The 11960-nt window shown below is 64.4% G+C and carries 8 protein-coding genes and 1 pseudogene; 1 reads left to right on the forward strand and 8 read right to left on the reverse strand.

Translation table 11 applies throughout. The features are described 5' to 3' along the window. Positions 1–560 (reverse strand): annotated as a pseudogene (locus tag ACO41U_RS08250) (hypothetical protein); the annotation flags it as partial. A 184-nt stretch (positions 561–744) separates the two neighbouring features. Between ACO41U_RS08250 and ACO41U_RS08255 the strand changes: the two are divergent. Beyond that, positions 745–2115 (forward strand): sensor histidine kinase, encoded by a 1371-nt coding sequence (locus tag ACO41U_RS08255; protein WP_485943073.1) that lies wholly within the window; start codon positions 745–747, stop codon positions 2113–2115. Here ACO41U_RS08255 and ACO41U_RS08260 read toward each other — a convergent pair. The 7 genes from ACO41U_RS08260 to ACO41U_RS08290 form a co-directional block, all read right to left on the reverse strand. After that, a complete protein-coding gene (locus ACO41U_RS08260; protein ID WP_485943075.1) occupies positions 2063–2797 on the reverse strand; it encodes a DedA family protein in 735 nt (244 codons plus the stop codon). The two genes, ACO41U_RS08255 and ACO41U_RS08260, sit on opposite strands and share 53 nt — an antisense overlap. 163 nt (positions 2798–2960) lie before the next feature. Next, positions 2961–5012 carry an NAD-dependent DNA ligase LigA gene (gene ligA, locus ACO41U_RS08265; protein WP_485943077.1) on the reverse strand — a complete coding sequence of 684 codons (2052 nt, stop codon included), beginning with the start codon at positions 5010–5012 and terminating at the stop codon, positions 2961–2963. 198 nt (positions 5013–5210) lie between these two features. Next, positions 5211–6218: a hypothetical protein gene (locus tag ACO41U_RS08270; RefSeq protein WP_485943079.1), complete on the reverse strand. Its 1008-nt coding sequence runs from the start codon at positions 6216–6218 to the stop codon at positions 5211–5213. A 31-nt stretch (positions 6219–6249) separates the two neighbouring features. Then, a complete protein-coding gene (locus tag ACO41U_RS08275) occupies positions 6250–7257 on the reverse strand; it encodes a hypothetical protein (RefSeq protein ID WP_485943081.1) in 1008 nt (335 codons plus the stop codon). Between the two features lie 81 nt (positions 7258–7338). Further along, positions 7339–8883, reverse strand: coding sequence for a BCCT family transporter (locus ACO41U_RS08280; protein ID WP_485943083.1), 1545 nt, complete (start codon positions 8881–8883; stop codon positions 7339–7341). A gap of 128 nt (positions 8884–9011) precedes the next feature. Beyond that, entirely contained in the window at positions 9012–10322 is a 1311-nt protein-coding gene (locus ACO41U_RS08285) for a glycine/betaine/sarcosine/D-proline family reductase selenoprotein B (RefSeq protein ID WP_485943085.1), read from the reverse strand. 17 nt (positions 10323–10339) lie between these two features. Continuing rightward, a complete protein-coding gene (locus ACO41U_RS08290) occupies positions 10340–11647 on the reverse strand; it encodes a glycine/sarcosine/betaine reductase component B subunit (protein WP_485943087.1) in 1308 nt (435 codons plus the stop codon). Positions 11648–11960: the final 313 nt, after the last annotated feature.

Below are 11960 nucleotides of genomic sequence, written 5' to 3' on the forward strand. Positions count from 1 at the left end.
AAGACGTTCCGCTCGTTCAGCAGGGGCTCCCCCATCCCCATGAAGACGACGTTGTTGATCCCCGGCCCCAACCCCGCGTCCAGGACGCGCCGCTCCATCATAAGAAACTGCCCCACGATCTCTCCGGGCGTCAGGTTCCTCGCGAAGCCCAGCGTCCCCGTTGCGCAGAAGGTGCAGGCGAGGGGGCACCCGACCTGGCTTGAGATGCAGGCCGTCCTGTGCCCCCCGTGATCCAGCAGCACGGACTCGACGCGCGCTCCGTCCGCCATCTGCCACAGGTACTTCCGCGTGCCGTCCCGTGATCGCCGGTCCTGAATCAGGATGGGCAGGGTCATCAGGACCGTGCCGCACAACCGCTCCCGCAGGGATTTCGAGAGGCTGCTCATCTCGTGATAATCAAAGACCTTGTGAGCGTAGATCCACTGGCAGATTTGATCCGCCCGAAAGCGCGGCTCGCCCAGCCCCTCCATCACCCTCCGCCAGGCGTCGCAGTCCAGGGAGAGGGCGTCATCCTCCGCCGTCAGTAAATTATCCGCAGGGCTCTCCGGGTTCTTCTTCATGATGTGTCCTCACGCCGCTCCTTTGCAAAAAAATTTTCTCAAAGCGTTGTCTTAAAAGTCGCTCTAACGCATCCGTTATCATCTATTATAATAAATGACGACAAAGTCCCGGACGCCCCGCGGGGACCCGTCCCCGCGCGAACGTCCGCCAATTTACCCGGCGCAGACCAGAGGAGGCCATACCATGCCGACGCCATTTGAGGAAAACGGGCTTCAGACTCCGCCACAGCGCGGGACCACGCTTCACATCATATCCCGACTCTGCTCTTTGGCTGCCATATTCCTGGCGGCGCTTCTCGTCGTCTACTACGGTAACGCCCTTCTGTCGGAGCTCTACGAACGCCTCATCAACAGGCAGGACAACGTCACGACGCTCTCCTTTGCCCTCTCCAAGGTTTTGATCCGAGGGCTGCAGAACATGCTGGTCGTCGTCGCCTGGCAGGCCGTCGCCCGAAAGCTCTCGCACCGTACCGAGCATTTTTCGGACGCGGTCAACGTCGTGGTCCCCCCCGTAGCCTTCATGGCAACCGCATGGCTCCTGCCGCACCTCTCCCCGGACCTGGCGCTCTCCTTTTCCATGCACCCCGTCCTGGCCTTTCTCCTGCTGTGCCTGTTCCACGCCCTTACCCTGCGCGTGGAGAACGTGTTGGACCGCAGCCTGGCTCTCCTCCTCTGGCTCTTCGCCTCCCATAGCCTGGAGATGATCACGGGGGTGCCCTTCCCTCAGTCCGCCCTGCCGGAGGCTGACGCAGCCTTCGTCAGCATGACGGGCTTTACGCTCTTCTTCTGCTTCCTGGCCGGCGCCATGTCCTCCTCCTGGCTGCTGGTCAAGTACTCCATCCGACTGAGCATCCTGAAGAACTCCTGGATCGGCGCGGAGCTGAAGCGTGGCGAAACGAGCGTCAGCGGGATCAACATGCTGGACGTCAACAACCTCGTACACGACATGAAGAACGTCATCGCCGTTATCAAGGGCACGGCGAGGATGATGGACAAAAAGGAGCCCTCCGAGAGGACGCAATTGCTTCTGAAGGCCGCGGACTACATGGGGACCATGACCCAGGAGCTCCTGTCGGGGGACGAGAAACACGACCTCGCCATGAGCGAACTCTTCCGCACGATAGAGCGCCACAGCAGCGCCTTCCCCTGGAGGGACGAGGTTTCGATGCACGTCGCACCGGAGGCCGAGGAGGCGCACATCATGGCGAACAAGCTGCGTCTTATCCGGGCTGTCTTCAACATCCTGGACAACGCCTGGCGCGGCAACACGCTGGTGGGCGCCCACGGCATCCTGCTGCAGGCGCGGCTGGACGCCAACGGACGCATGGCGGAGGTTGAGATCGTCGACAACGGCCCCGGCTACAGTGGAACTCAGGTGGCGGGACGGTCCGGCTGGGGCTCCACGGGGTTGGGGCTGGCCTTCACGCGGCGGGTGATCTCGCTGCACGGGGGCTCCCTGGCGATCACCAGCCGAAAGGACCAAAAGCGCGGAGCCAGGGTGGTTATTTACCTCCCGATCCTTCAGAGCCCGCAGCCTTCGACGCCCGGCGCCTGAGGCACAGCCACGCGGCATAGCCCGCGGCGATGAGGAGCGCCACGCCGACGCAGCTCAGGCTGATGACGTGCAGGTAGCGCCCCAGCCCCTCCTGGTGCTCCCCCAGAAGGTAGCCCACGAGCGTCAGGGCAACGACCCACACCCCTGCGCCCAGCGCCGTGAAAGCCGTGAAGGTTCCGAGCGGCATTCGGGCGATGCCGGCGGGAAGCGAGATGTACTGGCGGATGACGGGCACCAGACGGCCGACGAGGGTACTGACGTGTCCGTGCCGGATGAAGAACCTCTCCGCCTTCGACACGGACTCCTCCGACACCAGGAAGTACCTGCCGTACTTCAGGAGCAGTGGTCGACCCAGGCGGACGGCCACCCAATAGTTGAAGAGCGCGCCGAGGACGCTGCCCACAATGCCGGCGGCGATGGCGCCCCAGAGGGACATTTCACCACGCCATGCAAGGTACCCCGCGGGAGGCATCACCACCTCGCTGGGGAAGGGGAAGAACGAGGACTCCAGGAACATCAGGCCCGCTATCCCCGCGTAGCCCAGGCGCCCGATCGTTTCCACCAGCCAGGCGACGAAACCGCCAAAGGCATTCCGAAGCGGCGCGGCAAAGATCAGGGCGCCGCAGCAAAGGGCGCCGCACAGCGTCGCCAGAAGGGCCAGTTTCTTCCAATGTGCGAGCATCTCTTTTCAGCTTCCTCCCAAAACTCAGCAAATTCGACAACCCGGCGGCTATTTTACGAGACCCCCGCGCCGGTCGCCAGAGGTGGACGGCGTATCCCGCCTCCGGACTTAGAGGGGCTGCCGAATAAAGGTGGGAGGATTTTGCCTTTCTCCAGAAGAGCGATTAAGCCGGGGCGCTGCCGCCGATCATCCTGAGGAAGTCCTCCTCGCTGATGATGGGGACCCCCAGCGCCTCCGCCCGCTTTCGCTTACTTCCTCCGCCCGCGCCCGCCACGAGGAAGCTGGTCTTCGAGCTGACGCTGCCGGAGGCGCTGCCGCCATGGGCCTTGACCAGCGCCTCCGCCTCGGCGCGCTTCAGGGAGGAGAGCTCTCCCGTGAAGACGAAGGACTTTCCCGTAAGCTCCGTTCCCTTGTGACCGGTGGCGTCTTCCGAGGAGAAGTTCAGCCCGCGCTCCCTCAGCCGCTCCACGAGCGCCAGGTTTGCCTCGTCGCGAAAGAACGCCTCGACGGAGGAGGCGATGACCGGCCCTACGCCCTCGACGTCCGCGATCTCCGCCTCCGAGGCTGCCGACAGGGCGTCCATGCTGCCGAAACGTTCCGCCAGGAGCTCCGCCACGCGCTTGCCCACGAAGCGGATGCCAAGCGCCGCGATGAGCGCCTGGAGCGGACGGCCCTTCGAGGCCTTGAGCGCGCCCATCAGGTTTTTGGCGGACTTCTCTCCCAGGCGGTCCAGCGAGGCCCAGTCCTCCTCCGTCAGGTCGTAGATGTCGGAGAGCGTCCTGACCCGGCCGCTGTCGATCAGCTGCTCCGCCAGCCGCTCTCCCAGTCCCCGTATGTCCAGCCCCGCGCGGGAAGCGAAGTATCGCAGGCCCTCCTTCAGTTGCGCGGGGCAGGAGGCGCGGTTCGGGCAGCGCAGCACCGCCTCGTCCGGCAGTCGCACCGCCTCGGACCCGCAGGCAGGGCAGCGATCCGGCATCTCGAAGGGCCGTTCCGCACCCGTGCGGCGTTCCTTCTCCACGGCCACGACCTCCGGGATGATCTCGGCCGCCTTGCGGACGCGCACCACGTCGCCCACGCGAACGTCCTTGCGCCGAATCTCGTCCTCGTTGTGCAGGCCCGCGCGCTGCACGACGGTGCCCGCCAGCCGCACCGGCTCCAGGTTGGCCACCGGCGTCAGGGCCCCTGTGCGTCCCACGGAGATGTCGATGCTCAGGATCCTCGTCCGCGCCTCCTCCGGCGGGTACTTGTAGGCCACCGCCCAGCGCGGCGCATGGGCCGTGGCCCCCAGGCCGTCCCACAGCGTCAGGTCGTCCAGCTTCACCACGGCGCCGTCCGTCACGTAGGGCAGGGAAAAGCGCTTCTCCTGCCACTCGGCGATGAACGCCTCCACCTCGGTCAGCGACGCACAGCGCCGCCACGCCGGCTGGATGGGCAGGCCGCGCTCCGCCAGCCACTCCAGGGCGTCCCCCTGACGCGCCACGCCGAAGGACGGGGCGTCAACGAGGTAGTAGAGGAAGGCATCCAGGCCGCGTTCCGCGACGATGCGCGAGTCCATCTGGCGCAGCGTGCCTGCGGCGGCGTTCCGCGGGTTGGCGAAGGGTGGCTCGCCCAGCTCCTCTCGACGCTCGTTCAGCGCATTGAAACGGTCCCACGTCATCAGCACCTCGCCGCGCACCTCCATGCGCCCCGCCGGAGCGCCCTTCAGGCGCATGGGGAGGGTCCGCAGGGTGCGCAGGTTCTCCGTCACGTCCTCCCCGACGCGGCCGTCCCCCCGCGTGGCCCCCCGGACGAATCGACCGTCCTCGTAGAGCAGCGAAACGGCGAGGCCGTCGATCTTCATCTCACAGGTGAAGGACCAGTCGTCCTCCGGAACGTCCCCTCGGATGCGCTCCAGGAACGACGACAGCTCCTCCGGACTGAAGACGTTGTCCAGGGATAGCATGGGGTGTTCGTGGCGCACCTTCTCGAACCCCTCCAGCACCGTGCCGCCCACGCGGCGCGTCGGCGAATCCGGCCGCACCCGGTCCGGGTGTGCGCGCTCAAGCTCCGCCAGCTCCCGGACTAGCGCGTCGTATTCCGCGTCGGGAATCTCCGGCGCGTCCTCGTCGTAGTAGAGGTGCGCATGGCGCGCCAGCTCCTCGTAGAGCTCCGCCATGCGCACCGCATCGTCCTTCCCGCGCTCAAGTCCGCGGTCAACCCCGCCCACGTCGTTCATGAAAACCTCCCCCAAGGATTAAGACGGCACGGCGCCCTCGCGCGGCCCTTCCGTCGTCCGGGCCATCGCGTTAACGCCCTCTCGGCATCCTGCAGATCATGCATAAATTCTCGCTTATTATACGCGGCAGGGCTGATGGGGCAAGGGGGCCGGAGCTTCTGAGACAGGTTCGAGGACCGGCGCAGCGGACCTGCCGCGTCACTCCTCGTCCGGGACGTCGGGGCGCAGGATGCGCACCGTCTCCTCCTGAAACCAGTCGTAGAACATGCGCTGGGGTTCCTTCTGATTCCTCAGGCGCTCGATGCTCGTGCCGAGGATGAACATCGGCCTGGCGGGCTCAATCAGGTCGTGCCCCCAGGCGCGCAGCGTCGCCGTGAGGTCGTCCTGCTGCGCCTCTGTGTCCGTCACCAGCGTCAGCAGCTTCCAGGTTTCCTGGTCCTCGCAGTCCATGTCGAACCACCCCGGGGCGTAGACCCGGCGCTGCGCCATGAAAAAGAGGTGAACCTTTCCGAGGAAGGGCAGAAGGTCCGTGCAAGGACCGCTCACCTTCTGAGCCATCAGCAGGCTGGCGTTGCGGAACCTGAAGACATCGGTCGGAAGGGGCGCGTAGTCCTTGTAGTGATTGAAGTCGTGGCGGTGCCTCAGCACGAAGTCGACCGTCAGGGTCCCCAGGGGTGCATGGTTTTCTTCCGCCCAGTGGTCCAGGGCTTCCTGCCCGGGAGCGGGGCGTTGACGCGCAGAAAAGTCGCAGTGGGGGAAGGCCTCCATGAAGGAACGCACCAGAGGCTCGCCTGGCCAGAGCGCCTGGACGCGCCCGTCCATAAGCGCGAAATACCGGTCGTCCGGCAGGCAGGGCACGACGGGAAATTCCTCCCGGACGGTAATCTCCTTGATGCCCCAGTCGGTCATGAACGCCCGGTCCAGGTACTGCACCATCTGGTTGACCTCCAGTGCTGCACCGGCCTCCAGTTCGTTGGAAACGCTCCTTGTTATCGGGGAGGTGGGGACGCAGAGCTCCCGTGAGACCCGTTCCCGCGTTTGTATTCCCTTGGATGTGAGCACGAAGCCGCCGCCCATTGGCACGATGTCCTCGGCCTCGGCAAGCTGCGCCAGGGCCGAGGGGTCCTCCCCTGCGAGGGAGACGGTTTCCCTGTCCCAGCAGGGATGCTCCGGCGAGAAGAGAAGCAGGACTCTTTCCATATCCATCGCTTGTTTTGATCTCCTTTGCTGTCGTTTCCTACTCCCCGTCCGGGGCGTCGGGGCGCAGGATGCGCACCGTCTCCTCCTGAAACCAGTCGTAGAGCGTGCGCTTCTGCTCCCTCTGCGCCCTCAGGCGTTCGATGCTCGTGCCGACGATGTAGAGCGGGTTGGCGGGGTCGATCAGGTCGTGTCCCCAGGCGCGCAGCGTCGCCGTGAGGGAAGCCAACTGCGCCTCCGTGTCCGTGGCCAGGGCCAGCAGCACCCAGTTCTCCTGTTCCTCCCTGTCGATGTCGAACCACCCTGGAACGTAGATGCGGCGCTGTTCCATCAAAAAGACGTGGAGGCGCCCGATCAGGGGCAGCAGATCCTCCGTCCGGCCCCGTACCTTTTGGGCGAAGAGCCGGTCGGCGTTGAGGAACCTGAAGCGGTCGCTGGGCAGGGGTTCAAGGCCCTTGTAATGGTTGAAGTCGTAGCGGCTCCGCAGAACGAAGTCGAACGTCAGAGCCCCTATTGGGGCCCCGTTCTCCGCGGCCCATCGGTCCAGTGCCTCCTGTCCCGGAGCGGGCAGGGGCCGAGCGGCGACGCCCCAGTGGGGAAACGCCTTGAGGAAGGACCTGACGGTGGGGTCGTCGGGCCAGAGCGCCTGGACGCGCCCATTCATGAGCGCGAAATATCGGTCGTCCGGCAGGCGGGGCACGACGGGAAACTCCTCCCGGACGGTAATCTCCTTGATGCCCCAGTCGGTCATGAACGCCCGGTCCAGCAACTGTTCCAGGCGGTTCCGCTCCAGTGCCGTGCCCGCCCGGACCTCGTCGACCAGGACCTCACCCGCCGAGCTCACGGGAACGCAGAGCTCCCGCGAGACCCGTTCCCGCGTCCGCACGCCCTGTGGCGTGAGCCCGTAGCCCGCGGCGATTCTCATGAGGTCGCCCGATTTGAGGAGTTCCCCCAGCGCGTGGGGGGCTTCGCCGGCAAGCGCCAGGGTCTCCTCGTCCCAACAGGGGCGCTCGTGTGAAAAGAGCAGGAGACAGCTTTCGTTTTTCATCGTTGCCGTACCTCCTGATGATATAAAAGCGAGGGCGCCGCCGGGGACGCCCTCAAAAACAACCTTCGGGAACATGCCGCGCTACAGCCTGCCCTCCGCCTCGTCCTTCGACAGGCTCCTCCACAGGGAAACACAGGCGCAGATCATGATGACAGCAAAGGGAGGCGCGGCGGTCAGGGAGATGGTCTGGAGGTTTTGCAGTCCGCCGGTCATCAGGAGCACGATGGCCAACGCGGCCATTAGGACGCCCCAGACACCCATTTTGGACTTGGAGGGGTTGAGGTCGCCCTGGTTGGAGTACATCGACAGCACGAACGTGGCTGAGTTGGCGGAGGTGACGAAGAACGTCGTGATGAGGACCAGCATGAGGACCGACATGACGAAACCCAGAGGGAAGTACTTGTAGAGGGCGAAGACGCCCACGGAGATGTCCTTCGTGACCTGGGCGGCGATGTCGATGCCACGAACCAGCTGGAGGTGCAGCGCGGAGGTCCCGAAGATGGCGAACCACGTGAAACTGCCGAGCGCCGGGACGATGAGGACTCCGGCGACGAACTCGGCGATCGTGCGGCCGCGGGAGATGCGGGCGACGAAGGAGCCGACGAAGGGCGCCCACGCGATCCACCAGGCCCAGTAGTACAGGGTCCAGCTCCTCAGGTGCGATTCGTAGGGCCCGCCGTAGGGAGCCATGGAGAAGCTCTCCTTCACCAACCCGCTGAGGTAATCGCCCACGCCCGTCATCAGGGAGTCCACGATGGGCAGCGTTGGGCCCACGAGGAACAGGGTGGCCATCAGCAGCAGGCAGACGAAGAGGTTGAAGTTGGCCACCCACTTGATGCCGCGGTCGATGCCCATCACGGCCGAGCCCGTGTAGAGCACGGCGAGGATGATGATGATACCGACCTGGATCATGGTCGTCTTGCCGAGTCCCACGATCTCGTTCAGGCCGCTGCTGAGCTGCAGGGTGCCGAGGCCCAGCGACGTGGTGATGCCGGCCAGGGTGGCGAAGATGGCCAGGATGTCCACGAACTTCCCGAAGGCACCGTCAACGGCTTTTTGGCCGACGAGGGGGACGAACAGGGAACTGATGAGTCCAGGAGAGTTGCGCCGGAACTGATAGTAGGCCATCGGCATGGCGATGACTGCGTAGCCAGCCCAGGGATGTAGTCCCCAGTGGAAGAACGATATCTGCATGGCGTCGCGCGCTGCCTGGATCGAACCGGGCTCCGCGCCGAAGGGCGCGTTGCCGAAGTGGATCAGGGGCTCAGCCGCGCCGTAGAACACCAGCCCCACGCCCATGCCGGCGGAGAAGAGCATGGCGAACCAGGAGATGTTGCTGTGCTCCGGCCGGTCCTCAGGACGGCCGAGGCGCACGTGGCGGAAGCGGCCGAAGGCCATGGCGATGCAGAACAGGACGAAAAGGTTCATCGTGAGCAGGTAGCCCCAGCCGAAGTACTTCGTCAGCCCGCCGAACAGCGCGTCGGCGAAGCGGCCGAACGCCTCCGGGGCCTGATAGCCCCAGGCCACGACGGCCAGGGTGATGGCGATGGAGATCAGGTAGACGGAGTTGAATTTTCCTGCGGACCCGCGATCCTGTCCGCCACTCTTCGTGGTGTTGTCCGTCATGTATTGCAACTCCTTTCAGGGTCGAGAGGATGAAGGGAAGGACAGGGGCCGGAAACGGGACGTCAAAGGACAGGCTCCGGCCCCTGCGCTCAACCTCTTTTACGACAGCGGGATAACGCCCTGTCGCCTTAGAACTTGGAGGGGAAGACCGTGGGGGCCTCCACCGGCGTGGCGAGGGCGTCCAGGGCGGCGCCGACGCGGCTGGTGCGCAGTTGCCACTCGGCCTCCTTGCTCAGCTCCGGGTCCCCAAGGGGATAGGGGACGGAAACGGTCTGGACCATGCGGTTCGCGCCCACCGTCTTGGCCACGTCGATGAGGTTGCACATCACGACCACCGGGATGCCCGTGCGCTCGATTTCCTTTGCCATCGTTGCACCGCAACGAGTGCAGGTGCCTCAGGTCGAGGTGAGGACCACGGCGTCGACCTTGGCGTTGTGCAGCTCCTGGGCTATCTCCCTGCCGAACTTGGCGGCGAAGGCCTGGGTCGTACCCGTGCCGACGGTGACGTAGTAGTGGTCGTAGAGCTTGCCGATCTTTCCCTGCTTCTCAAAATAGCGCATGGCGTCGACGGGGACGCCGCGGTCGGGCACTGCGCACATGGCTGCGGGGTCGAAGCCGGCGTGGATGGTCTTGAACACTCCTTCAGGCAGGGAGTCGAGCTTCGAGATGTCGTACTTGCCCCACTTCTGGGCGGAGGCGCTCTGGATGCGGTCGGGGTTGTCCACCGGGACGACGCCGCTCGAGGAGACCAGCGCGATGGTGGCCTTGCTCAGGTCGGGAACGGGCGCCGCGGGCGGGATCTTCTCCATCTTGGGGATGATGAGCTCCGTCTGGAAGGGCTCTCCGTTCAGCTTCTTTACCAGCATGTCAATGACGCGATCGGCGGCCATGCGGCCGTCGGGGGCGGGAATTTCAGCGCGGACCCCGCGCGGGAAGTAGCCCTCCTGAGCCGCGGGCAGAAGGGGCTCGCCTTTCGCGATCTTCTGGGCGAACTTGGCCATCAGGGTGACGTCGTCCTTCATGAAGGTCGCCTTGCGTCCACCCTTGAAGATGTAGGCGACGGTCTTGTATTCCTCGACGCCGGGGTTCTCCTCGTTCATCGAGGTGATGACCGGCACGCCGTACTTCTCGGCCACGGCCTTGCAGACCAGCCCGCAGCCCACGCCATAGCGTCCGGCCATGAACGCGGGACCGGCAAAGAAGATGTCGAACTTTTTGGTGTCAAGCCAGGCCAGTATCTCCTGCAGGGCCTCCTTGGTGTGGTTGGTGACGTAGTTGTCGCCGCAGACGATCGTGTTGGTGACCTCGATGTCCGGCATCATGCCGTTCAGCATCGTGGAGCAGCCGATGAGGCTGTCGTGGAAGACCGGCTTGGCGTCGGCCGCGTCCTCGCCGCCGACCTGGCCAAAGAACTGGTTGATATAGTGAATCGCCTTCATTGCTTATCCCTCCTCAGCTAAAAGTCGGCGCAGGTCCTTCTGGAGTAGCCGCTGATGTGGTTGGCGCAGAACATCCCGTTGTTCTCCATGACGAAGGAGCCGTCGGGATTGATGCAGCCCTCCCAGCCTCCGCTGTTGCCGTCGCGGGCCAGGGCCTCCAGCTCGCCGATGACCTCCATCTTGGGGAACGTGTACATCTGGGAAACGTTGCCGGTGGTGACCAGGGCGTCGGTGGCGGGGTTCATGGACACGAGAGGCTGGGACGCCCCGTCGCGGCCCGTGCACTCGTCGGAGAGCCCCACCGTCTTGATCCCCAGCCTCTCAAGCTCCACCAGCATGGCGGTGTAGTCCACGTCGGGGTTGCCGTATCCCTCCTCGACGACGACCGCGCCCTTCGCGCCGAGGTTGACCGCGATCTCCCCGGCCATCTTGACGCAGCGCACCTTCTCGTCCATCTTGACGTTCAGCGTGGACATCAGGACGCCCAGGAAGTTGATCGTCTTGCCGTGCTCGGCGTAGAGCCTCTTGATCATCGGGTTGACCGCGAACTCGTAGGTCGAAATCTTCGAGGAAGAGGGCATAAAGCTGCCCGACACCATACAGCCGTCCAGTAGCTCGTTGGGGTGCATCAGTGTGGGCAGGATGTGGTTGCCGTCCCAGCCGTAGATGAGGGTGTTGTAGCCCATGGCCTCCATCTGGGTCTGGGGCTGGAGCACGTAGAGCACGCCGGGCAGAGCCTTGACGGCGTCGGTGCGGTCGGGGATAGGAGGCAGGTCGTAAACCTCGATGTCTTCAGGTTCGAGGTCCTTGACGCACTGGCCGACGTACTCGGCCAGCCTCATTCCGGCCCAGCGGAGCGCGTGGTTCTTCTTCTGCTGTTCCCTGCGCTCGAACTCCTCGTCCGTGTCCGCGACCAGGATGAGGTTTGGCATGTCGCCGAAGATGGTGTGGTGCTGGTATTGTCCACCCATGGCGATCAGGCCATCCTGGAATCCGCCGGCGTGCTCGCCAACGACCAGCAGCGCGCAGCCCTGCAGGCAGTGTGTCCGGCCCGATCCCGCGATCTCCATCTCGGACAGGACTCCGGGGTAGACCCCGTGCCCGCCCGATACCTTGCAGCGCATCTCAAGCGCCTCCTTGACGGGGCAGAGGACTACCTCGTCGCCGGGATGGACGATCCGAAGGTCCGCGGTGGTGATGTGTTCGTCCTCCTTCACGACCTTCAGGAGCTCCTCCTTGTTGACGGTGAGGATTCCCTTGCTGTAGCCCGTCCTGTCGCCGAACTTGACGTCCTTGACGTGAAAGGCTCCGATCTCAAGTTTCATGCCGTGATCACTCCTTTTCAAAATAGCGGAATATGGGATAGCGGAACAGCGGAACAACAGAATAAAACGTAAGGCATTATAAAGAGAAATCAGCGCTCCTCGCTATAAGGAAAAGCGTTAAACTGCGTTAGTAAAAAGTGTGACAGGGACGGGCAGATGACAAAAGGGGTCCCGCCTCGTTCCGCGGGACCCTTTGTCCTTTCTCAATGAAAACGGTTCCAGTCGTGCGCGTCCGCCGCTCAGCTCAGGTCGAGGTACCCCTCCCGGATGGCGTAGCGCGTCAGCTCCGCCATGCCGTTGCAGCCCACCTTGT

Source organism: Fretibacterium sp. (assembly GCF_057312375.1).